Source organism: Bacillus sp. FSL M8-0166, from assembly GCF_038008825.1.
In the GTDB taxonomy this organism is placed as follows: Bacteria; Bacillota; Bacilli; order Bacillales; family Bacillaceae; genus Bacillus; species Bacillus safensis.
In genome coordinates this window covers 485,086-508,634 of sequence record NZ_JBBOZZ010000001.1, presented here as the reverse complement: position 1 = coordinate 508,634, position 23,549 = coordinate 485,086, and the positions used below count along the sequence as shown (strand labels likewise).

The 23,549-nt window shown below is 41.5% G+C and carries 25 protein-coding genes and 1 other annotated feature; all 25 genes read right to left on the bottom strand.

Annotated elements, in window-relative coordinates:
- Nucleotides 1-21: 21 nt before the first annotated feature.
- The 25 genes from NSS92_RS02825 to rpsU all read right to left on the bottom strand — a co-directional run bounded on the left by NSS92_RS02825 (nucleotide 22) and on the right by rpsU (nucleotide 23,370).
- A complete protein-coding gene (locus NSS92_RS02825; RefSeq protein ID WP_340866869.1) occupies nucleotides 22-1,143 on the bottom strand; it encodes a Nif3-like dinuclear metal center hexameric protein in 1,122 nt (373 codons plus the stop codon).
- On the bottom strand, nucleotides 1,136-1,852 hold the full coding sequence (locus NSS92_RS02820; protein ID WP_251216515.1) for a tRNA (adenine(22)-N(1))-methyltransferase: 717 nt from the start codon (nucleotides 1,850-1,852) through the stop codon (nucleotides 1,136-1,138). The genes NSS92_RS02825 and NSS92_RS02820 overlap by 8 nt, the downstream gene beginning before the upstream one ends.
- Before the next feature lie 120 nt (nucleotides 1,853-1,972).
- The gene (gene cccA / locus NSS92_RS02815; protein ID WP_034280134.1) at nucleotides 1,973-2,332 is read right to left on the bottom strand and encodes a cytochrome c550; all 360 of its coding nucleotides are present in this window, start codon (nucleotides 2,330-2,332) and stop codon (nucleotides 1,973-1,975) included.
- Between the two features lie 301 nt (nucleotides 2,333-2,633).
- A complete protein-coding gene (gene rpoD / locus NSS92_RS02810; RefSeq protein ID WP_008342392.1) occupies nucleotides 2,634-3,755 on the bottom strand; it encodes an RNA polymerase sigma factor RpoD in 1,122 nt (373 codons plus the stop codon).
- 205 nt (nucleotides 3,756-3,960) lie between these two features.
- Complete coding sequence (gene dnaG, locus NSS92_RS02805) at nucleotides 3,961-5,790, bottom strand: DNA primase (protein ID WP_340866868.1); 1,830 nt, start codon at nucleotides 5,788-5,790, stop codon at nucleotides 3,961-3,963.
- A 33-nt stretch (nucleotides 5,791-5,823) separates the two neighbouring features.
- On the bottom strand, nucleotides 5,824-6,324 hold the full coding sequence (locus NSS92_RS02800) for a YaiI/YqxD family protein (protein ID WP_267587301.1): 501 nt from the start codon (nucleotides 6,322-6,324) through the stop codon (nucleotides 5,824-5,826).
- Nucleotides 6,325-6,585: 261 nt separating this feature from the next.
- Complete coding sequence (locus tag NSS92_RS02795; protein ID WP_008342399.1) at nucleotides 6,586-7,407, bottom strand: pyruvate, water dikinase regulatory protein; 822 nt, start codon at nucleotides 7,405-7,407, stop codon at nucleotides 6,586-6,588.
- 25 nt (nucleotides 7,408-7,432) lie between these two features.
- Nucleotides 7,433-8,071 (bottom strand): helix-turn-helix transcriptional regulator, encoded by a 639-nt coding sequence (locus NSS92_RS02790; protein WP_024423017.1) that lies wholly within the window; start codon nucleotides 8,069-8,071, stop codon nucleotides 7,433-7,435.
- 167 nt (nucleotides 8,072-8,238) lie between these two features.
- The gene (glyS, locus tag NSS92_RS02785) at nucleotides 8,239-10,284 is read right to left on the bottom strand and encodes a glycine--tRNA ligase subunit beta (protein WP_340866867.1); all 2,046 of its coding nucleotides are present in this window, start codon (nucleotides 10,282-10,284) and stop codon (nucleotides 8,239-8,241) included.
- Nucleotides 10,277-11,164 carry a glycine--tRNA ligase subunit alpha gene (glyQ, locus tag NSS92_RS02780; RefSeq protein WP_012010611.1) on the bottom strand — a complete coding sequence of 296 codons (888 nt, stop codon included), beginning with the start codon at nucleotides 11,162-11,164 and terminating at the stop codon, nucleotides 10,277-10,279. The genes glyS and glyQ overlap by 8 nt, the downstream gene beginning before the upstream one ends.
- A gap of 111 nt (nucleotides 11,165-11,275) precedes the next feature.
- Nucleotides 11,276-11,453 (bottom strand) — a binding site (T-box leader).
- Nucleotides 11,454-11,492: 39 nt separating this feature from the next.
- On the bottom strand, nucleotides 11,493-12,263 hold the full coding sequence (recO, locus tag NSS92_RS02775) for a DNA repair protein RecO (protein WP_012010612.1): 771 nt from the start codon (nucleotides 12,261-12,263) through the stop codon (nucleotides 11,493-11,495).
- Nucleotides 12,264-12,298: 35 nt separating this feature from the next.
- Nucleotides 12,299-12,442: a YqzL family protein gene (locus tag NSS92_RS02770; protein WP_003217288.1), complete on the bottom strand. Its 144-nt coding sequence runs from the start codon at nucleotides 12,440-12,442 to the stop codon at nucleotides 12,299-12,301.
- A 148-nt stretch (nucleotides 12,443-12,590) separates the two neighbouring features.
- The gene (era, locus tag NSS92_RS02765) at nucleotides 12,591-13,496 is read right to left on the bottom strand and encodes a GTPase Era (RefSeq protein WP_007501305.1); all 906 of its coding nucleotides are present in this window, start codon (nucleotides 13,494-13,496) and stop codon (nucleotides 12,591-12,593) included.
- A complete protein-coding gene (locus tag NSS92_RS02760) occupies nucleotides 13,489-13,887 on the bottom strand; it encodes a cytidine deaminase (RefSeq protein ID WP_340866866.1) in 399 nt (132 codons plus the stop codon). The genes era and NSS92_RS02760 overlap by 8 nt, the downstream gene beginning before the upstream one ends.
- Before the next feature lie 113 nt (nucleotides 13,888-14,000).
- Nucleotides 14,001-14,387, bottom strand: a complete 387-nt coding sequence (locus NSS92_RS02755) for a diacylglycerol kinase family protein (RefSeq protein WP_048238914.1) — start codon at nucleotides 14,385-14,387, stop codon at nucleotides 14,001-14,003.
- Entirely contained in the window at nucleotides 14,365-14,844 is a 480-nt protein-coding gene (gene ybeY, locus NSS92_RS02750) for an rRNA maturation RNase YbeY (RefSeq protein WP_061408615.1), read from the bottom strand. Before ybeY ends, NSS92_RS02755 begins: the two co-directional genes overlap by 23 nt.
- On the bottom strand, nucleotides 14,845-16,956 hold the full coding sequence (locus NSS92_RS02745) for an HD family phosphohydrolase (RefSeq protein ID WP_410973168.1): 2,112 nt from the start codon (nucleotides 16,954-16,956) through the stop codon (nucleotides 14,845-14,847).
- A 114-nt stretch (nucleotides 16,957-17,070) separates the two neighbouring features.
- Nucleotides 17,071-18,030, bottom strand: a complete 960-nt coding sequence (locus tag NSS92_RS02740) for a PhoH family protein (RefSeq protein WP_041118006.1) — start codon at nucleotides 18,028-18,030, stop codon at nucleotides 17,071-17,073.
- A 3-nt stretch (nucleotides 18,031-18,033) separates the two neighbouring features.
- Nucleotides 18,034-19,224 carry a sporulation protein YqfD gene (gene yqfD / locus NSS92_RS02735; protein WP_340866865.1) on the bottom strand — a complete coding sequence of 397 codons (1,191 nt, stop codon included), beginning with the start codon at nucleotides 19,222-19,224 and terminating at the stop codon, nucleotides 18,034-18,036.
- Between the two features lie 18 nt (nucleotides 19,225-19,242).
- Nucleotides 19,243-19,524 carry a sporulation protein YqfC gene (yqfC, locus tag NSS92_RS02730; protein WP_012010618.1) on the bottom strand — a complete coding sequence of 94 codons (282 nt, stop codon included), beginning with the start codon at nucleotides 19,522-19,524 and terminating at the stop codon, nucleotides 19,243-19,245.
- A gap of 204 nt (nucleotides 19,525-19,728) precedes the next feature.
- The gene (locus NSS92_RS02725) at nucleotides 19,729-20,226 is read right to left on the bottom strand and encodes a hypothetical protein (protein WP_267587298.1); all 498 of its coding nucleotides are present in this window, start codon (nucleotides 20,224-20,226) and stop codon (nucleotides 19,729-19,731) included.
- Between the two features lie 31 nt (nucleotides 20,227-20,257).
- On the bottom strand, nucleotides 20,258-21,250 hold the full coding sequence (floA, locus tag NSS92_RS02720; RefSeq protein ID WP_024423026.1) for a flotillin-like protein FloA: 993 nt from the start codon (nucleotides 21,248-21,250) through the stop codon (nucleotides 20,258-20,260).
- Nucleotides 21,251-21,277: 27 nt separating this feature from the next.
- Nucleotides 21,278-22,591 (bottom strand): NfeD family protein, encoded by a 1,314-nt coding sequence (locus NSS92_RS02715; protein ID WP_340866864.1) that lies wholly within the window; start codon nucleotides 22,589-22,591, stop codon nucleotides 21,278-21,280.
- Between the two features lie 141 nt (nucleotides 22,592-22,732).
- Complete coding sequence (locus NSS92_RS02710) at nucleotides 22,733-23,182, bottom strand: GatB/YqeY domain-containing protein (protein ID WP_267587296.1); 450 nt, start codon at nucleotides 23,180-23,182, stop codon at nucleotides 22,733-22,735.
- 14 nt (nucleotides 23,183-23,196) lie between these two features.
- On the bottom strand, nucleotides 23,197-23,370 hold the full coding sequence (rpsU, locus tag NSS92_RS02705; protein WP_003152957.1) for a 30S ribosomal protein S21: 174 nt from the start codon (nucleotides 23,368-23,370) through the stop codon (nucleotides 23,197-23,199).
- Nucleotides 23,371-23,549 lie beyond the last annotated feature (179 nt).

Genomic DNA, 23,549 nt, shown 5'->3' with positions numbered 1-23,549 from the left:
ATATGCTCTGACGTTTTTTGATTACATAAATTGAAATGGGTTTGTGTTTGATTCAGAAACAAAGAGCTGTACGTCATATTTTTTATCCGCACATAGCGATTGTAGCTTCGCCTTTACGCCCTCTTTCATAATCTTTTCAGCATAATGTCCTGGGTCCACAACGTTCAGCCCTAGCATCATGGCATCATGCGCAACATGGAAATAAAGGTCTCCTGTCACATACACATCGGCACCCATTCTTTTCGCTTGATGGATGTATTTATTTCCGTCTCCGCCAAGCACCGCCACTTTTTTCACAACAGCATTTTGATCTCCTACAAAACGAGCACCATTCACATCTAGCTTCGTTTTCACAAATTGTGTGAAATCTCTAAGTGTCATAGGCTCATTTAGCTCTCCGATACGGCCAAGACCTTTTTGAATAGGAGGAAGATCTGTCGTGTGTACACTATAGGCGACTTCTTCATAAGGATGTGCTTTGATCATTTCGCGAATCACTTGTTTTTCTATACTTGCTGGGAAAATGGTTTCAATCCGCACTTCTTTCACAAATTCTAATTGTCCCGTCTCACCAATAAACGGCTCAGCTTCTTCTGATGGCAGAAAGCTGCCTGTCCCTTCATTTGAAAACGCACAATGGCTGTAGTTGCCGATATGGCCGGCGCCCGCATTTCCTAAAGCTGTCCGGATGGCTTCTTCAAATTCCTCTGGGACATACAAAGCGAGCTGTTTGATTGGATCTTCGTATGTCGGCACTAACACACTTGTTTCTTCAAGCTCTAGAGCCTCAGCAAGCAAGTCATTGACTCCGCCATCAGCTACGTCTAAATTCGTATGTGCCACATACACCGCAATATCATGTTTGATGCATTTCTCAATGATCCGTCCAGCCGGCTGATCTGTCGCTACATGTTTTAATGGACGAAAAATCGGCGGATGGTGAGCTATAATGAGATCCACTTTCCGCTCGATCGCCTCATCTACTACATTCTCTAATACATCTAGGGTGATCATAACATTGGTTACTTTTTTATTTAATGTCCCGATCTGAAGACCAATTTTATCACCTTCCATGGCGTATGCCTTTGGCGAAAACTGTTCAAACAATTGGATGATTTCATGCCCGTTTACTGTTTTAGCCAACAGTCAAAACCTCCTTTAGCATCTTTATTTTCGCATTCAGCTCTTCAAGGCGCTCTTTATTTTCTTCTGTCCGCGCCGCCTGCTGAATTTGACTTTCTATCTTCTCCATATGCTGAAGCTCTTGCATCCACTTGCGCCGGAAGACGTCATTTTGCTCTTTCGCAAGAAACGGGCCAACCAGCATACCTGCTTCAAGTGACATCCCTTCATAGGCTTTATTTTTGTCGCCTTTTTCTGCGATGATGATTTCGTATATTTTGCCGTCCTCTTCTAAGATGACTTCATCTAACAAATCATACCCCTCTTGATAAAGCCATAAACGAATATGGTGGGCATGGATATTCGGCTGAAGAATGAGCCTCTCATGGCCTGCGAGCTTATGCTTGCCTTCATTTAGAATGCTTGCGATGAGCGCCCCGCCCATACCTGCTATCGTCACTGCATTCACTTCGCCTTTTTCAATGACTTCAAGGCCATTTCCTTTTCTGACAGATATCTGTTCATCTAATTCAAGTCTATGTACTTGCTGCTGCGCCGATTGAAGCGGTCCATCGGTAATTTCACCAGCAATGGCTTTCACTGCTTTTTGATGCAGGATCGCATAGCATGGCAAATAGGCATGATCTGAGCCAATATCAGCGAACACTGCCTCATCTGGTAAAAAGTCTGCGACTTTTTTTAATCGTTTGGATAAATTCATTTCATTCATACGTATCACTACTTTTCTTTAATGTTCATACTTGTCTATCTTATATAAATTATGGACTTTTTAAAAGTCGTTTTCAAATGAAAAAAGCTCTTCTTTTGAAAAAGAGCTTTTTGTGTAAGATTATTTAATTTTAGACACCCATTCCGCCATTTCATCGAGCTTTTCATTTGGAATCAGCCCGCCTGGCATCCCGTTGCCGCCTTCTTGAATTTTCTTCTTGATGTCAGCTACTTCAAGCTTGTCTCCAACACCTTTTAATGCAGGACCTGCGCCGCCTTCATAGTTTTCCCCGTGACAGCTTAGACAGTTCTGTTTATACAATTCTTCCGGCGTCGCATTTGCTGTCTCTTCTTGCTTTTGCTCTTTGCCCCCTGAGGCAATTTTTTCTTCATCTTTCAGCCCCTTCATTGATAAGAAAAAAGTGAGTCCAATACCTAAAATGGCAATCAATAAAAATGGTATAAGTGGATTCCGTTTCATTTCTTTCATCCTCCCCTTTGTGAAAACCCCTTTGAGACTATGCAAACAATTCTAATTCTACTTTAATTTTACAAAAAGTAAACGAATTATGATACAAAACTTTGGTCAAGTTCACAGATTAGACAAAAATGATTCAAGATGAGAAATGAAGCCTTCAGCACATTTAGATGTATTTTTTATACATCTTTTTTCTAAGAACGTTGCAAATTCATTTGTTATTCAGTAAAATATAATCAGATTGAAAAAAGCGTTTTCATTTTTGATAAGAAAGAACGGATCTCTTTCAAGATCCGTCCGGTTTCTACTCTAAGAAGTCTTTTAATCGTTTGCTTCTGCTTGGGTGTCTTAATTTACGAAGAGCTTTCGCTTCAATTTGTCGGATACGCTCTCTTGTTACGCCGAACACCTTTCCAACCTCTTCTAACGTGCGAGTTCTTCCGTCGTCTAGTCCGAAACGTAGTCTCAGCACATTTTCTTCACGGTCCGTCAGCGTGTCTAATACATCTTCAAGCTGCTCTTTTAAGAGTTCGTACGCAGCGTGGTCAGATGGAGATGTCGCCTCTTGGTCTTCGATAAAATCACCAAGATGCGAGTCATCTTCTTCACCAATAGGTGTTTCTAAAGATACAGGCTCTTGCGCAATTTTAAGAATCTCTCTTACCTTTTCTGGAGTTAAATCCATGTCTTCAGCAATTTCCTCAGGCGTTGGTTCTCTGCCTAGGTCTTGCAGAAGCTGTCTTTGAACACGGATCAATTTATTAATGGTTTCCACCATATGAACCGGGATCCGGATTGTTCTCGCCTGATCGGCAATCGCACGTGTGATCGCCTGTCTAATCCACCAAGTCGCATATGTTGAGAATTTATATCCTTTGCGGTAATCAAACTTCTCAACCGCCTTCATCAGACCCATGTTTCCTTCTTGAATCAAGTCAAGGAACAGCATACCACGACCGACATAGCGTTTCGCAATGCTGACAACGAGACGAAGGTTCGCTTCCGCTAATCTTCTTTTTGATTCCTCATCGCCCTCTTCGATCTTTTGAGCATACGTAATTTCTTCTTTAGCAGATAACAAATTGACGCGTCCAATTTCTTTTAAGTACATACGAACAGGATCATTGATTTTGACACCTGGTGGTACGCTTAAATCATTCAGGTCAAATTCTTCTTCCGCTTTAGCCAGCTGCTGAACATTTGGGTCTTCTGTCTCTTCGTTTTCACTAATGAGCTCTACACCCTGTTCGCCTAAGTATTCATAGTATTCATCCATTTGGTCTGATTCAATTTCAAAGCTAGACATACGCTCTGCAATTTCTTCGTATGTTAAAACGCCCCGTTTTTTACCCGTTTCAGTGAGCTTATCTCTCACCTGTTCAAAGGTTAATTCAGTTTCGGTTTCGTGGGCTTGTTTATCAGCCATTATGGATCCCTCCTTCCAAAGCTTGCAACGAATTCTAAAGTAACTTGCGATTTGCTTCCGCCCTGCTTTTCTCTCTCTATCAAACAGATGACGAAGCAAATAGGAATAAAATAAATAATGATGAAGGCAAGATGCTTGCGGTCTTATGCTCCTCCCGTAAAGGATTCATTGCCAGCCGTAAGTCCTGTCATTAATAATAGACGTTTTACTTCAGCGAACGGTTCAACTGAATAATTTCTTTTGCAAGTGTTGCCGCTTTGAAGAAATCTTTTTGCCTCTCCGCTTCTGCACGTTCTAGTTCTTTTTCCTTTATCATTGACAAATTCCGATGATTCAACACTTTTTTTACATAATCACTTAATTCAGCTTCACTTAGTTCGTCTCCGACTTGAATCATCAATATATCTGTCAACAGCTGGTTCATGACATCATCTTCTATCCGGTTCATCAGGTGCTGCGGCGTTGGTTCTTTGCCTTCTTCATACAAGGCATAAATGTACGTTGCCAGCGCCCTGTGCGAATCTATATTAAATTCAATCCCGACTCTGTCAAGTACTTTGCGGATCACGTCATCGCTTTTTAACATATGAGCAAGCAGCATTCGCTCTGCATTTTCATATGCCGGCCGCAGACGCTTTCTTCTCACTTGTGTTGACAGATGTGCACGCCGTTTTTCAAGCCCGTTTTCTTCCTGCGTGCTTTTGGTTTCTTGCCGCTGCTGTTTTTCAAACAGCTCCAGTTGTTCTTTTAATGAATCAAGTGAGATCGAAAACTCCCCAGCAAGCTGTTTCATGTAAATCTCTTGCTCCAAAGAGCCGTTTAACCGGCTGATTTCTCGGAGAACCTGCTTCATATAAGTAAGACGGTCTCCTTCGTCTGATAAGTTTTTTCCTCTTCGGAAAAAATTCATCTTAAACGTCATTAATGTCACACTTGCATCTATGATGTCATTCCTAAATTTCTCGCCGCCATATTTACGAATGTAATCATCTGGATCAAGTCCATCTGGTATCATGGCAACGCGAACTTTACATCCTCTTTTTCCAAGCAATTCTGACGCTTTCATGGTCGCTTCGTATCCGGCAGTATCAGAGTCATAGCAAAGGATGATCTCTTCTACGTTCCGTCTGAGAAGCTTTACGTGCTCTTCTGTAAGAGACGTACCCATTGTTGCAACACTTTCACCGACACCTGATGTAACAGCTGAGATGACGTCTGCAAATCCTTCAAAAAGAACCGCCCGTTCGCGTTTGCGAATATGCATACGTGCGTCATGAAAGTGATAAAGCAGCTTACTTTTATGAAAAAGCGGCGTTTCAGGACTATTCATATATTTAGGCTGCTGATCACCAAGCGATCTTCCGGAAAAAGCGATGACCGTTCCATGATGATCATGAATGGGAAACATGACACGATCTCTAAAGCGGTCAAAAAAGCCTGTGCCGTTTTCACGTTGAATCAAAAGACCAGCTTTCTCCATCATCACAGGATCAAATCCTCGTTTTTCTAAAAACTTGGTCACGAAATCCCAAGAATCAAGAGCATACCCGATCTCGAACTTGGCAATTGTTTCATCCGTAAAGCCTCTGGACCGTAAATAATCGAGTGCGTTTTGACCTTCCTTTGTATTTACCAGCAAATGGTGGTAAAATTTCTTAAGAAGCTCATGGGCCTCAATCATTTTATGATCTGCAGTGTCCTCTTGCTGAGAGGAACTCATCTGAGCATTCGCCACCTGATCAGGCAGATCAATATGGTACTTATCAGCCACATGTGAAACGGCTTCAATAAATGAGTAGCCTTCCATTTGTCTGAGGAACGAAAACACATTACCTCCTGCACCACAGCCAAAACAATGGAAGATTTGCTTATCTGCTGAAACAGAGAATGAAGGAGTATTTTCACCATGAAATGGACAAAGACCGAAGTAATTTCGACCTTGCTTTCTAAGCTGTACGTATTCTCCAATCACTTCGACAATGTCTGCGTTTTTTTGGATCTGCTCCAAAAGTTCATCTGGTATACGTTTGCTCATCCTAATAACACTCCGTCGTACATTATTCGCCTTTTAATTTAAAAATCCTTCATGATTCGACAGGATTTTTTGTAGTTGCGCCGTAAATCGCTTCTTATCCTCTTCTAAAAGCTTTTTGGGACCTTTTCCGTATACACCTTTTCTTCGCTGTTTGCTAGAAACATGCCTGCGTTCCAAATCAAAATCAATTGTTTCGTTTGTGTACATTCGTCCTCTTTCAGACAGAACAATGACCTGTCTCGGAAGCAGTAAGGAGGCAAGACCAATATCTTGGGTGACGACAATATCATGTGCGGAAGCTGAGTTTGCAATGACTAAGTCCGCTGCTTCCTTATGTGTATCTACAAACCGCCAATCTTCAAGTGGAGATCTTTTGGTTTGAAAATGCTCATATGAAGCAATGAACGTCACTGGTACTTGAAATTGAGATGCGACAGAAAGGATTTCGTCTTTTACAGGACAAGCATCTGCATCGACATAAATCGTCCTCTCTTTTTTACGTTCATTCAGGTGACTAATTCTCCATCCCTCCACCTTATTCCTGCTTTAGAGAAGCAAAAAGACCATACTTTTCCCCCATAAAGCAATCAACAGTAAAACTCATTTTGTCGAAAAGTTATGTTCAGAATCACTTGACTTCTGCCAATATTAGTTTATTCGTTCTTGACTTAACTTAAACCTAAAATCAATCATTTTATCACAATTTTTTATTATAATACAAATGCAGCAAATATGCTATTGTTTTTGTTTACCCGTTTCCCACCATAGGAAAAACCCAGGAGGCGCATCCTGAGTTTATTCGGAACCTCTTTTGGTCAGCATTTGATGAATGACATTTGCCGTTTCCTCAACTGCTTTATTTGATACATCAACGACTTGACAGTTAATTCGGTCAACCACTTTTTCAAAATACTCTAGTTCCTCTTTAATCCGCTCAATGTTCGCATAAATAGCGCGATCATTTAAACCAAGAGATTTTAAACGCTCTTTGCGAATATGATTTAGTTTGTCTGGACTAATTTTCAAACCGATACATTTCTTCGGATCAACTGAAAATAACTCTTCTGGCGGATCAACTTCAGGTACAATTGGAACGTTCGCTACCTTCAGCCTTTTATGCGCCAAATATTGAGATAATGGTGTCTTGGACGTGCGTGATACACCAATGAGCACAATATCAGCCTTTAGAATGCCTCTTGGGTCTCTGCCGTCATCGTATTTCACAGCGAACTCGATGGCTTCTACCTTTTTAAAATAGTCCTCATCTAATTGACGTACACGACCCGGCTCATGTTTCGCTTCATTTCCATAAGCCGTTTCCATTTTATCAATGAGTGGACCGATGATGTCATAATAAACGACACCGTTTGCTTCTGCTTCTTCGATTAAGAATTGGCGCATTTCCGGCACAACAAGAGTAAAGCAGACGATCCCGTTATCTGCTTTCGCCAGTGAAATGACTTCTTTAATCGTACCAACATCCTCTACATACGGGATTCTTCTAATATTTGAATGGTCTGATGAGCCGCCATCAAATTGGCTAAGTGCCGCTTTGACCACGAGCTCTGCCGTTTCACCTACTGAATCTGATACCACAAAAATTACGCGATTACTCATAACATCCCCTCGCAGTCTTCTGTCATTAGATTATTTCGTTCTCCGATAAGCTGACAAGTATTTTCGTCATGTTTGTTTTCGTAATTCTTCCGACCACTTCAAAGCCTTTATCCGTATCTTTTATCACAGGAAGTGCATCTATTTGCTTTTCAATCAAGTGCTTCGCCACATCCATAATGAAATCTTCCTTGCGGCAAACGGTAATGTTCGGCATTCTTGTCATAATAATATGGACAGGGATAGATGGAAGCTCCTGTTTCCCTATACTTGCGCGAAGGAGGTCTTTTCTTGATAACACGCCTGTTAAAATAGAGTGATCGTCCACAACGAATAATGTGCCCACATCCTCTAAAAACATCGTACAAATCGCATCATAAACCGAAACATTCTCATGTATCACCACTGGAATGGATTGAAAGTCTTTCACTTGAAGTTTTTTCAGCTTATCTGCGAGAAGCTGCGTGCCTGTTTTTCCTGTAAAAAAGTAACCGACCCTTGGTCTTGCTTCTAAAAAGCCTGACATTGTTAAAATGGCTAAATCGGGTCTGAGGGTCGCCCTTGTTAAGTTCAGCCGATCGGCGATATGCTCTCCAGTGATCGGACCATTCTCTTTGACAATCTGTAAAATCTGCTCTTGCCGTTTATTTAACTCGATTGTACTCACCACCTTTAAATAGAGAGAGCGAAATCTTTACTTTATGTATATCATTTTCATAACTCATCATATTATAGCGCATCTTTGTCCGAATGAAACAAAAATCCACTCAAAAACCGTGAATTAAATGAGTAAAAAACGATTGCCCTTCGGAAAAGGCAACCGTTCTTAGGTATTTATTTTACAATTAAATTGTTCATATTCGCAAATGATTGAATGACTGTGGCTAGTTTGACCATTTGTGCCAATCGATTTCGCTTCAGTTTTTCATCATCCGCATGAACCATTGTGTGATCGAAATAATGAACGATCGGTGTTTTTAACGTATCCAGCGCCTCAAGTGCCAGGCTGTATTGTCCTGCTGCTACATGTTCCTTTACAGCTTTCTCTACTTGCTGATACGCCTCAAACAGCTTTTGCTCATGTTCATTTTCAAACAGTTCAGGCTGAATCTCTGCGTCTTCCCCTTTTTTACTAATTGAAATGACGCGTCCTAATGCTTCAGCCGTTTCTTTGAAGCTTTCTTGTTTCACACTCTCTTCAAGAACAGCCGCTTTTTTGACGACTGCATATGGCTCAATATTTTCAACATCCAGCACTGCATCAACAACATCATGGCGAATATGCTCAGCTTGAAGAACATATTTTAAACGATGTGTTAAAAATTCAATCAGAGCAGCTTCATGTTCTGCCTTTACTTGAGCAAGTGCTAACAGCTCTTTAAATGAAATATTCCAATGACGGTCGAGCAGGATTTGAACGATACCGCTCGCTTGTCTTCTAAGTCCATAAGGGTCTTGAGAACCCGTTGGGATCACATCAATTGAGAAGAATGAACAAATAGAATCGAGCTTATCTGCTACTGCCACAATCGCACCAATCAAAGTAGAAGGCGCCTCGTCACCAGCAAAGCGCGGCATATAGTGCTCATTAATGCTTCTTGCCACTTCTTCATGTTCACCAAGAGCTCTTGCATATTTCTCACCCATGATTCCTTGTAATTCTGGGAATTCATAGACCATTTGAGTCACAAGGTCAAACTTCGAAATACTGGCTGCTCTAGCCACACGTTTAGTTGTTTCGTCATCTGCTCCAACCTGCGCCGCTAGACGGGTTGCAATGTCTGTCACTCTCTTCAGCTTGTCGCCGATTGTTCCAAGTTTCTCATGGAATACCACTTTATCAAGCTTTTTAATATTGTCTTCAATCACTAGTTTTTCGTCTTCTTTATAGAAGAATGCAGCATCTGATAAACGCGCACGAAGTACTTTTTCATTCCCTCTTGCGACATTTTCCAGCGCCTCACTGTTTCCATTTCTGACTGTAATAAAGTGCGGCAATAATTTCCCTTGCTCATTTTTCACAGGGAAGTAGCGCTGATGCTCTTTCATTGTCGTCACCAATACTTCTTCCGGCAATGCAAGAAACTCTTCTTCAAAGGAACCAGACAGCACAGTTGGATATTCTACAAGATCGTTCACTTCTTCTAGAAGCTCAGGATCAACAGGGATGACCCAACCTTTTTCTGTAGATAGCGCATCTAGTTGTTCAGTAATTAATTGTTTTCTTTTATTTGAGTCTGCAATCACAAATTGATCGCGCAAAGTTTGTTCATAGGAAGCAGGTGAGTCAATGCTGGCTGTCGTACCAAGGAAACGGTGTCCTCTTGTCTCACGGCCGCTTTTCACCCCAGCAATTTCAACAGGTACAATCTCTTCTCCAAATAAACAAACAATCCATTTAATCGGACGGATATAGCGTAAATCCTCGCTTCCCCATCTCATGTTCTTTGGAAAGCTTAATGAAGCAGCGATCTCACCTAACGCTGGCAGAAGGTCTTTGACTTGCTTTCCTTCTTGAAACTTTTGGACATGGACATAATCCACTCCTTTGATCTCTTTGAAATAGAGATCATCTGTTGAAGCACCTTGTCCTCTGGCAAAGCCTTCGGCTGCTTTTGTCCAATTGCCTTCAGCATCTTGGGCAATCTTTTTAGCTGGGCCCTTTGCTTCTTCTTTGATGTCTTCTTGTTTTTCTGCGACACCTTTCACAAGTACAGCAAGACGTCTTGGTGAGTTGAATAAAGCAGTCTCTTCGAATGAAATATTTTGCGTTTCAAACCATGCTTTTACTTTCTCGCCTAGCTGCTTCGTACTCTCTGGCATGAAACGAGCCGGCATCTCTTCTAAGCCGATTTCAAGTAATACATCTTGTTTATTCATGAGAAGCCGCCTCCTCTTTTAGCATAGGGAATCCCAGTTTTTCGCGTTCTTCATAATAGGTTTTGGCTACTTTTCTTGCTAACTGACGCACTCTTCCGATATAACCAGTTCGCTCAGTCACAGAAATAGCGCCCTTTGCATCGAGCAGGTTAAACGTATGAGAGCATTTGAGGACATAATCGTATGCCGGGTGAACAAGCCCTTTGTCCATTTGGCTATGTGCTTCTTTCTCATAGGTTGTAAATAGCTCGAACAGCATGTCAGTATTAGATGTTTCAAATGTATAAACAGAGTGCTCATATTCAGCCATTAAGAATAAATCTCTGACCGTAAACCCGTCTGTCCATTCAAGATCGAAGACATTTTCTTTGTCCTGGATGTAAGAAGCAAGACGTTCAATACCGTATGTGATTTCAACAGAAACGGGCTTACATTCTAAGCCGCCGACTTGTTGGAAATACGTGAACTGCGTAATTTCCATCCCATCAAGCCATACTTCCCAGCCAAGTCCTGCACAGCCAAGAGATGGATTTTCCCAGTTATCTTCCACAAAACGAATGTCATGTTTCAGCGGGTCAATGCCAAGTGCCTTCAATGATTCAAGATATAGTTCTTGAATATTGTCAGGTGATGGCTTAATGATTACTTGAAATTGATGATGCTGATACAATCTATTTGGGTTTTCTCCATATCTGCCATCAGCCGGGCGTCTTGAAGGCTCTACATATGCTACCTTCCATGGCTCAGGGCCGATGCTTCTGAGGAACGTGTATGGACTCATCGTTCCGGCACCTTTTTCTGTGTCATACGCCTGCATTAATACGCAGCCTTCATTTGACCAATGCTTTTGCAGCGTCAAAATCATGTCTTGAATATTCAATGATCGCACCTCCATCTTTTCTACACCAACCGCTATGTATGGCGGGTGGGATGAGAACCTTGTAAGAGAACACAAAAACTCCCGTCTCTATGCTCGCAAGGTTCTTGCAAACATAGGGACGAGAGTTTTTCCCGCGGTTCCACCCTATTTGCTGGTGTCGTAGCATCCAGCCGCTTTGTTTTACGTTGCTCAAGAATGCCTTTCGTTACGCCTCCATCCTTAGCTTACACCGCCCTAAGGTCGCTTTTATGGATTTTACGTAAGTACTTCTTTCTGTCAATGCAACATATTTTATCTTAGATGATCTTACAAAAAGTCATGGGAGATGTCAACTTTTGTTTTCCCCGCCCATTAGCTTTTTCATGGATTCCATCTGATTCATGAATTTTTTTGATTTTAAATAGAGGCCGGAATATTCGTCATAGTAGTGATCAAGCACTTGACGAATTTCTTGTTTCGTCTGCGGCTTCACATCGACCTGGCCAAGCCTTGATAAATCAAAATAATGAAACAAACGGAGCAGCCTTGCAGCTGCGGGGGATAAGGGCAGTTTATATGGATCTTTCGAAAAACAATTTTGGCAAATGAATCCGTTATCTCTTATCGAGAAATGGAACTGCCCTTCTTTTTGACCACAGTGGACACATTGATCCAGTTCAGGCTTCATCCCCATCACTGATAACATTTTGACCTCTACGATAAATAAAATAATATCAGCATCTGTGCCTTCATTGAGATGACGCAGAGATTGGAGCAGAAGCTCAAACAAATAAGGGTTTGGCTTTTTTTCTTCTGTCCCTTTATCAAGTAGTTCCGTCATATATGCGGCATATGCGGTCAGAAATAAGTCTTCCCGAATGGTCCGCATACTTTCAATCATTTCGCCTTGCTGGAGCGTTCCAAGTCCTGTTGATGATTGGATGAGAAAGGTGCCGTATAAAAACGGCTGGCTTATAGCTGACAGGCGGCTGTTTGATTTTTTAGCGCCTCTTGCCATCACGCCAATTTTTCCATGTTCTCTAGTGAGCAGCGTGACAATTTTGTTTGTTTCGCCATAATCTGTTGTTCTAAGGACGATTCCTTCACTTTTAATGAGCATTTGTCTACACTCCGAGCTCTGGAGGGGGTCAAGAATTATAAGATTGGAAAATCAAATCGTGCTATTTCTTCTTCAAGTACATCGGGTCTTTCCAGGTTCTCCTTTTCTAACTCTTTGAAAAGCAGATACGTGTCAACGCTTCCTGTTTGTGAAAATACGTTCCATGTAAAATTCAACATAAAAACCCCACCTTTCTTTATTAGAAGCAGCAACGCTACATCCAACATATTAATTTTATCTTGACCAGGCTACCTCCATTTCATGATAAACAATTTTTACTAATCGAACCGCACCATGGTCAGATTTACTGACAAATGCAGCGATTTTTTAATATTCGTCTTCTCTAAATCCGAAGTCACGCAGGTGAGTGGATTTATTACGCCAGTCCTTCTGAACTTTGACCCAAAGCTCTAAATACACTTTTGAGCCTAGAAGTGCTTCAATATCTCTACGCGCTTTTTGTCCCACTTCTTTTAATAAGCTGCCTCGTTTACCAATGACGATCCCTTTTTGCGAATCACGTTCTACGACAATGGTTGCCGCAACATGGATCTTGCCATTTTCATCTGGCTTAATCGATTCAATCGCAACCGCAATACTGTGCGGAATCTCTTCTCTCGTTAAATGCAGCACTTTTTCACGAATTAATTCAGAAATAATAAACCGTTCTGGATGATCTGTTACTTGATCTGCCGGATAAAATTGAGGGCCCTCTGGAAGATAACCTTCAATCTGCTGAAGAAGCGTGTCAATGTTATTCCCTTCAAGAGCTGAAATTGGCACAATTTCCTTGAATGGATAACGCGTGCGGTATTCATCAATTAAAAGGAACAGTTCATCTGGATGAATTTGGTCAATTTTATTCACGACAAGGAACACCGGTGTAGATGTTTGCTTAAGTCGTTCAATGATGAATTCATCACCTTTGCCATAGCCTTCCTGCGCGTTGATCATAAACAAGATCAGGTCGACTTCCTTCAGTGTATTTTGAGCCACCCTCATCATAAAATCACCAAGCTTATGCTTAGGTTTATGAATCCCCGGTGTATCGATGAAGATTGTTTGTGATGTGTTTGTTGTCAGGACACCTTGCACTTTGTTTCGCGTCGTTTGGGGCTTATCACTCATAATGGCGATTTTTTGTCCAATGACACGATTAAGAAAAGTTGATTTCCCTACATTTGGTCTTCCAATAATTGATACAAATCCTGATTTGAAGCTTTCGTTAGTCATTTAAATCCTCCGGTGAAAATGCTCCTGGCAATAGTTCGTTTACTGTTGTTTCGTATATATGTCCTTTTAAGTTCGTTAGAATCACTGGCATATCAGGTGCACATAGCTCTGAAATGACCTGTCTGCATGCGCCGCACGGCGAAACAGACCGGTCTGTATCAGCCACCACTGCTAACATTTGAAAAGATGTAATGCCTTCTGAATAGGCTTTAAAAAGTGCTGTTCTTTCCGCACAATTACACATACCATATGCTGCATTTTCAATGTTGCAGCCGCCATACACTTTTCCATCATTCGACAGTAATGCTGCACCGACTTTGAATTTAGAATAGGGTGCATATGCAAAATCTCTTGCTTTGACTGCTTCTGAAATCAACTCTTGTTTGTTCATTCCTAGTTCCCACTTTCAGAAGAAATGGACCCACTGTCACATTTATATTTTACATAATTCACGTGACATTTTCACGCCCATTTCTAAAAATGTTAATAAATAGTAATATTGTTCTATTGCATGATCTTCGGTAAGAAGATGATCAATCCAATCATAACCGAAATCGCGGCGTAAACGCAAACAGCGCCTGCCGCAGCGTCCTTCGCTCTCTCTGCAAGCGGGTGCCTTTCTTCTGTCATCAGATCCACTGTATGTTCAATGGCTGTATTGACAAGTTCAAGCGCAAACATCCCCCCGCATAGAAGAAGAACGATCAGCCATTCAAATGGTTCAATGCGGAACCAAAAGCCGCAGATCACCACGATGATGGCTGCGACTGTGTGAAATCGAAAATTCCTTTCATTCAAGAAAGTTCGCCATATTCCTCTAAACGCATAGTAAAAACTCCGAAAAAAACGGGCGAGCGGCCTTCTTTTCTTACGATGATCTCGAAAGGCCATAATCATCCAAGATCTTTGTCTGTTTGGCGAACATTTCTTTTTCATCTTCCTCTGTCATATGATCAAACCCGAGCAAATGAAGGAATCCATGAATCGTTAAGAATCCAAGCTCTCTCATAAAGGAATGTCCATATTCCTCCGCCTGCTCTTTCGTTCGATCCACACTAATGATAATGTCACCGAGTACAGGCGGGATATCATCTGCTCCAATGATTTCAATTTCCCCTTCTCCTTCTTCCTCAAGTGCAAAGGAGATCACATCTGTTGGCGCGTCTTTTCCGCGGTATTCTTTATTGATTTGATGAATCTCTTCATTCGAAACGATCGTCACTGATACTTCCGCTTGATCCTTGACCTCAAGGGCGTCTGCAGCAAACTGAAGAAGCTTTTCCACTTCTTCAAGCTGCTCTTTTGTTACTTGTCCTGTTTCATCTATTAAATCGATTAACAATGTCATTTACTTCACCTTCTGCTTCGGGGCATCTGGATATTCAATCCGAGAATGGAAAATCCCCTTTAATGTTGTACAAATCGTTTGGCTGATAATATTTAATTCTTTAAATGTCAGGTCACATTCACTAAATTGCCCGTCCTGCATTTTATCTGAAATAATGCCTTTGACAAGCTTTTCAATCCGCTCTGGATTTGGATTATGCATCGAACGAACCGCCGCTTCAACGCTGTCAGCCACAGAAATAATCGCTGCTTCTTTTGATTGCGGCTTTGGACCAGGGTAACGAAATTCTTCTTCTGTCACCTGATCATCACGCTCTTTTGCCTTATAGTAAAAGAACTTTAAAAGTGACTTCCCGTGATGCTGTTCTGCAATGTCAACAAGCTCTTCAGGAAACTTCTTTTCTCTCAGCATATCAGCGCCATCTGTCGTATGGGCAATAATAATATTTTTACTCAGCTGAGGAGAAAGCTTGTCATGCGGATTATCAATGTTCATTTGGTTTTCGATAAAGTACTGCGGTCTTTTCGTTTTCCCAATGTCATGATAATAAGCGCCGACCCTTGCTAAAAGACCATTTGCGCCGACTGCTTCACATGCAGCATCCGCTAAATTCGCCACCATGACACTATGATGATATGTACCTGGTGTCTCGGTTAAAATCTTTTTGAGCAGCGGATGATTAGGGTTGGATAATTCAATCAGTTTCATTGTTGAAAGAATGCCAAACATGCTCTCAAAAACAGGCATTAACCCAATGACCAAGATAGATGATGCAAACCCTGACACAATTGCCATCAAGAGATTCACACCGATTTCAAGACCTGATGGTGAAGAGTTTTGGATCAGTGTAATGGATAAAACCACAAGTACATTCACCAACGCCACCAAAAGCCCGGCCTGCAATATTTTTGATCTTGCATTATGTTTTCTTAAAAATAAAATACCTGCCATCCCGCTCATCAGATAATAAGCGCAGATCACATAGTTAAAGACACCGGTTACTCCTTGATTAAACATCATACTGCCGCAAAGAGCAAATACAAGACCGGAGAATATCGCTAACCGCTCATTAATGAGCAGTTTGATCAGCATCGTCCCAAGTGCTACTGGCACAACATAGCCTATCGTCGTATACTTCGTTTCCTGAAAAAGACTGAACACTTCCATGATAATTAAAATAATCGTGAAAATAAGCGAGTAGAGCAGTAAAGACTTATTCTTATGGACAAGCGATTTTTTCCTCGATTCAAGGGAATGAATAATCGCTGCTAAGAAAAGACCAATTAATATGAAAAGTCCACTGACAGGCTTAAATAAATTTGAGCTGTTTAACAGGCCGGTCAGTTCTAATTTGCGATAAACTTCCCGGTCGATCAGCTCTCCTTCTTCAACTAAGATTTGTCCTTGCTTAATTTGCACAGGCTGAATATTGTCAGCCGCTTCCTGTCTTTTCTTCTCTGTTGCCACTGGGTCAAATACATAGTTTGGAATGATCGCAAATTCACCGATTTCTTTCGCTGCATTTAAGTATTTTGATGGAATCGAATTGTTTTCAAGCTCTGTTTTGACTTGTTTTTTCTCATCTTGTAATTTCGCTGCTGTGATTTCTTTACTCATCAGTGAATTCACCACTGTGATGATGGAATCCTTAGTAAAAGAGAGATTTTCATCACTTGCCTGGAGCAGCGCTTTGATGGATTGATCCGAAACAGCCTCCTGCATATCTGTTGTGAGCTTTTCTTTGACACGCTTGACCATTTCTTGATCTGATGGCGCGTTCTCTTTATCATCAGCTGCTTTCTTCTCTTCTTTAATGGCTTCAAAGAGGGATGAGATGAGGTCTACGCGATTATCAGAATACGCTTTTTTGAGCGTATATTGATCTTCTACTTGATCTGTTGCTTCTTGTTTCTTTTCTTCTGTCGCTTCTTGATCATCAACGGTTGACGGAGAATAGATGGTCTGTTCGCTCACTGAAAACAAATCTAAGTCGAGCGATTCAGGCTTTACATGGAAGAAGAGCACCACGAATAAAATGGCTGCTAAACCAGCGTAAAGCAAAACATTTAAATAACGTGAGCGCTCCATTTTCTGAGGTTCTTTTTTAGACAGCAGTCTTTTGCGCTTACTGCCTTTTTGATTCTTTCTCAAGGAAAGTACCTCCTTTTTTACTTTAAACCACGATCGAAACAAAATGACCCGATAAAGACGATCGGGTCACTCAGTTCATTTTTGCTTTTCGTATGCGCCAATGATCTTCGCCACAAGCGGGTGTCTGACCACATCTGTCTGGTCTAATTCAATAAATGAGATGCCCTTGATCTCTGCAAGCATGTCCTTTGCAGCCGCAAGACCTGACTGCATGCCCTTTGGCAGATCAATCTGTGTAATATCTCCTGTAATGACCATTTTAGAGCCAAACCCAAGTCTCGTCAAAAACATTTTCATTTGAGCAGGCGTTGTATTCTGCGCTTCATCTAAAATAACAAATGCATCATCAAGCGTCCGGCCTCTCATATAGGCGAGGGGCGCTATTTCAATCACGCCGCGCTCGATTAATCGTTCCGTATGATCACTGCCAAGCACATCATGCAAGGCATCATATAGTGGTCTTAAATAAGGATCTACTTTTTCCTTTAGATCGCCTGGTAAAAAGCCAAGACTCTCTCCTGCTTCAACAGCTGGTCTTGTCAGGATTATCCGTTTCACATGTCCATTTTTCAGCGAATGTACCGCATTGACGACTGCCAAATACGTCTTCCCTGTACCAGCAGGTCCAATTCCAAAGACGAGGTCATCTTTTTTCATCGCCGCAGCATATTCCCGCTGGCCGATTGTTTTCACCCTGATCGACTTTCCTTTGGCATTTTTCGTAATTTCATCTTCATACATATTTTCAAAATAATTCAGCTTGTTTTTTTGCGCCATTTTAATGGCATAGACGACATCCCGTTCAGATATCTCAATTCCTTTACGGATGAGATGTAAAAGAGATGTGATCAAACGGCTTACTGTTTCTCTAGATGCTTCCTCACCAGAAACATACACTTTTTCTCCACGCGTAATAATGGAGACGTTCAGCTCGTTTTCCATTAGTTTCAGATAAGCATCTTGATTGCCAAATAAAGCAATCGCTTCGTTTGGGCTATCCAATTTTTGTTGAATCTCAAGTAAATGTTCTGTCATTCTCTAGTCTCCCTGAACAATAGGTGTTGGTTGAACAATATCTTCTATTACTTGGTAAAGGATGATTAACTTAACTTTACCATTCCCTGTTGTCTCGTGCAAAACTTTTTCACTTTTCACCTCTCCTGTTTGACCTAGCTTCTCTTCTAATTCTTTTTTACCCATTTTAATCCCTGCTTGAACCGCTTCTTTATTTGTGTATTCTCGATTTATTTTCTCACTTTCACGTGTGATTTCCTTTTCATAAGAGAATGGGAGCTGCATGTTTAAGAAATGAAGCGGATGAACTTCTGTTTCTGTTTTTGGCTGCTTAAAATCATCCTTTTTAAAAGAAAAGCCCCAAAATGGCAGTGAGCCTCCAAATGCGGAGAGCTTGTGCTTTGTCTTCATTTTACCCGTAAAGACGTCAAAAGATGTTCGAAGAGGGACAGAAACTTCAGATCGATACCATGTTTCACCATAGATTTTCGCTTTGGCTCCTACCGTTTTTTGCTGATCTTCGCTGCCAATGAGTCCAGAGACAAGCATCTGTCCTTTCTTTACATGTTCATCAACCGCGGCGAGCGGCTCCCCTTTTTCGACATACATTCTCGTGATGACAGCTTTTTTCTTAGCGACGATATGCTGAGGACTCGTGTATTTTTCTTTTTCGGGTTCATTTTTTTCCACAACTTTCATTTGAAATGTTGTGCCGTTTAGTTCAACGCCGACCCATGTGATGCTTTGAATATTGGTTGTGAGGGATTTTTGAATTTTTTCAGGTGTTCCCATTAGAAACTGAAAACGGCCTTTTTGCACCCCAATGTCATCTAAATGCTTTCTCATTTGATGTTCAGTTTCCGGGTTGGCTCCTTTAATATCAATTTTCCATACCATGTTTGAAAGCGCCAATATCGTCACAAGAAAGCACACAATCCCAAGGGTAAATCCGATATTCTTCCTTGACCAAAGGAGTAGAAACGGAAAGCCCTTCTTTTGATGAAATGAACATGTCACGTCATGATGTCTGCGTACTTTTCTGAAGGCATGTACATCTGATAAGCGAATAAATAAGCGCACGTTGTCTTGACGGCGGCTCACTTGAAACATTGTGATCCCCTGCCTCGTGCACTCATTGATGAGCCGCTCAATGCCGTTTCCTTTGATCTCCACTTCCACTCTGCCAATAAAATAGGCGAACCATTTATTCTTCACGCTTCTCCCCTCCGTCAGTTAAGAATCAATATAACGGACCTCATCGATTTTCCCTTCTAATAAAATCTCTTCTGGCAAAATCGTTTTAATCACAAAATCTTTCCCTGAAATAATGCATTGTCCCTGTTTGAGCATCAGCCTTACCTCTTGATCACTGAAAAGCAAAAGCCCTTTATGGTTCTCTATGTAAATGTGGAGTCTGCCAACCATCGTAATACGGGGAAGATCCATCATCACGTCTGGAGGGATTTCAAGTGTTCTTGTCAGCCATGCTTTAAGTCGATTTTTTCTTTTTCCCATTCAATAAGAACCCCTTCCCACCTCATGTGTATGAGATCAAACTGAAAGATGGTGAGACTGATGAGAAAGCCTCTATATCATCCTATTCCTCAGCGGTTCATATCATGCTAATGAATCCCTTAAAACAGCCGCTTCAGCATTTTCTTTATGAAAAATCGTCATCAGGCAAAAAAAGCCCCCTTTTTTTGAAGGGGGCTTTCTTCTTTATCTTTTATATGGCCGTTTCATCGTTCTGTGCGGCTTTTTCGCGCGCGGCTCTCCAAATACTTCTCCGAGGATCATTCCTTGAACAATTGTATCTTGGTTGAGCTTCTCAATGATTTTTGGCCTCACTTCAGCAGATGCAGCCTTTGGCCTTGTCAGCTCTCTTTCAAGCGATTGGAACTCTTTATTCAGCTCACTTTTTCTTTCTTCCATTTCGGCAAGTGTAGCCGTATAGCGATCTTGTAAGGACTGAGATGTTTTTTTCTTCATCCCGCCATGATCATGTACATCGCCGAAATCGTCCAGCTGATCCGTCACGACTGGATCTGGACTTGTTTGCTTTGTTTGCTTCTGGGGCACCGGCTTACGCTGAGGAGCGGGCTTCTTTTGCTGATTCTGCTCTTCGTTCTCCTCTTGTTTGCCGATTTTCCCAAAGACGGCAGAAATGATACCGATGATAATCGCAATTAGTAGCGGATTTTCAAATAGAATGTCCAATGGGCTCCCTCCTTAAAGCGTGAGAGGATGCTTATTTGTTTTCATTATCAGATGGACCTTTTGTCATTTTACCAAATGAATCTCTCATATCCGTATCAGCATCGATATTCTTAATGTTCATGTAGTCCATGACACCAATATTGCCTTCACGTAATGCTTCAGCCATTGCAAGTGGTACTTCAGCCTCTGCTTCTACGACTTTCGCGCGCATTTCTTCAACTTTCGCACGCATTTCTTGTTCTTGTGCAACAGCCATTGCGCGGCGTTCTTCTGCTTTCGCCTGTGCAATGTTTTTGTCTGCTTCTGCTTGGTCTGTTTGCAGAATTGCCCCGATGTTCTTACCGATATCAACATCAGCGATATCAATCGAGAGAATTTCAAATGCAGTACCTGAATCTAATCCTTTACCAAGAACCGTTTGAGAAATCATATCAGGATTCTCAAGAACCTTTTTATGATTATCTGATGAACCGATTGTAGAGACAATCCCTTCACCTACACGGGCAATAATCGTTTCTTCCCCTGCACCACCGACAAGCCGGTCGATGTTTGCACGAACTGTAATACGTGCTTTTGCTTTGACTTCAATACCGTCCATCGCAACACCAGAGATAAATGGTGTTTCAATGACTTTAGGGTTTACACTCATTTGAACTGCTTCAAGTACGTCACGGCCTGCTAGGTCGATAGCTGCACAGCGGGCAAAGTTCAATTCAATATTCGCGCGCTGCGCTGCAATTAATGCGTTCACAACTCGGTCCACGTTACCACCTGCAAGATAGTGGCTCTCCAGCTGGTTAATCGTCACATCAAGACCTGCTTTATGTGCTTTGATGAGCGGGTTGACCACTCGGTTTGGAATCACTCGGCGCAGTCTCATTCCTACAAGTGTAAAAATGCTCACTTTTACGCCAGCCGCTAGGGCAGAAATCCACAGCATCACCGGGACAAAGGTGAAAAAGATCGATAGAACAATCAAACCTGCTGCGATAATCACAAATAATAGTAAAGTAGATGGATCCATTTTATTCCTCCTCTAAAATCAGTATATCTATACTTTCCTCACGACAATGCGTGAGCCTTCCGCTTTCACAATTTTTACTTGTTCATTCTTATCGATAAATGCACCTTCTGACACAACATCAATGCGCTCATCTCCGAATACGATCGTACCAGATGGACGAAGAGCAGTGGCTGTCACTGCGATTTGTCCAACAAGATCCTCTCTTGTTTCATTTGAAACATAACCGCTCTCCTTATTGGTTGAATCGGTTAAAATGAACTTTTTAAAGAATTTCATACGTTTCCCCAACACCTTTGTCAATAAAATAACTGCTATGATTGAAACAGCAGTGGCAATCAAGATGGAAATCGCCATTTCTGTAAAGCTTCCAGCTGCTAAAAATAAGCTGACAACGACACAGATCAGTCCAATGACACCTACGATTCCCCCTGGCAAAAACAATTCCAGAATGATGAGTGCAATCCCTGCTAAAAACAGGAACAACGTCTCATATCCTGCAAAACCTGCCACGAGATGACCATAAAAGAATAGAAGAAGCGCTGTCACTCCCATGGTGCCCGGGACCCCAAAGCCAGGAGAATAGAGCTCAACAATTAACCCTAAGCTTGCAATGGATAAAAGGATTGGAACGACAATTGGGTGCGTAAGAAAACGCGCAACCTTTTCAGCAAAGCTCACTTCATCGTATTGAACAGAAGTGTCTTGTAATTTCAGCTTCTGAAGCAAGTCATCCATATTTTTTGCTTCCCCTTCTGCATACCCGAATTGAAGCGCCCGGTCTGTATTGAAGGTGAGCAATTCTCCTTTTGGTGCACCAGCTTCTTTTGCGTCTATATCTACATCCGCCATGGCAAGAGCATACTTTGGATCACGCCCCTGCTTTTCGGCAGCATCACTCATTTCAGCAAGCCATAGAGATTCAGATTTTTGATCGGCAGCATTGCCTTCTCCATCAATGATCGCAGCAGCCCCCATTTTTCCATTCGGGGTCATATAAATTTGATCGGCATTTAATGCAAGGAATGCCCCCGCTGAAAGCGCTCTATGATTGACAAACGCTGTCACTGGGATATCGGAAGCACGAATGGTATCTGCGATCTCAAGAGCTGCATCGACTGCACCACCCGGTGTATTGATGTCGAGAATAATATGCTTCGCCCGCTCCGACTTTGCCTGCACAAACGATCGTTCAATGAATTTAGAAAGTCCTTTTTCTACTGTATCTTCAATTGGGATAACATGAACTTTCTGATCTGTTGATTTCGCGGTCAATTGAACCCCTAATAACAAGCATATTATAAAACAACTGAAGAGAGCAATAGAAATTTTTATTTTTTTCATCTATTTGGTGATCCCTCCTCTCTTTCTTCCATTTTACTGTTCCTTTACATACGTTACAAATGTATCATAGGTTTCATTTTTATATGACAGAATCATGCGGGCATAAAAAAAGTACCCTTCTAACAATAGAAGGATACTTTTTTATTGAGACAGCTGCTCGCTGACAAGTCTGTTAATGCCAGCTCCATCAGCTTTACCTTTTACTTTTGGCATAATAGCGCTCATGACTTTACCCATGTCAGCCTTCGAGGAAGCACCTGTTTCAGCGATCGTTTCTTTCACGATTGTTTGCAGTTCTTCTTCAGAAAGCTGTTCAGGTAAATAAACGTCTAATATGTCAATCTCTTTTTGAACTTTATCTACTAAATCTAAGCGATTAGCTTTCGAAAATTCATGGAGGGAGTCTTTACGTTGCTTAATCTCGCGGGAAAGGACGGTTAGTTCCTCATCGCCGGTCAAACTGTCTTTCTTAAGCTTAATTGCTTCATTTTGCAGCGAAGCCTTTACCATACGAATGACAACAAGCTTGTCTTTCTCACGGTTTTTCATCATAAGCTTCATATCAGAATTTAATTGCTCAAGAAGACTCATAAAATCCACCCTCTTTAGAATTTACGTTTTCTAGCAGCTTCAGACTTTTTCTTGCGCTTTACGCTAGGCTTTTCATAAAATTCACGCTTTCTTGCTTCTTGCAATGTTCCAGTTTTGGATACACTGCGTTTAAAGCGACGAAGAGCATCTTCAAGCGATTCGTTTTTTCTAACGACCGTTTTTGACATTCTCTTTCCCTCCCTCCGAATACACCAATCGACTGCATTAAAAAAAGATATACATGCAAAACATGTACCTAGACATTATAATATAAGCCTAGTGTGAGGTCAACTAAGTGATTTGGAAATATATTTTCGTCATGAGCAGGTAGACAAGTCCATATATTCATTGGTAAGAGGAGGACTTT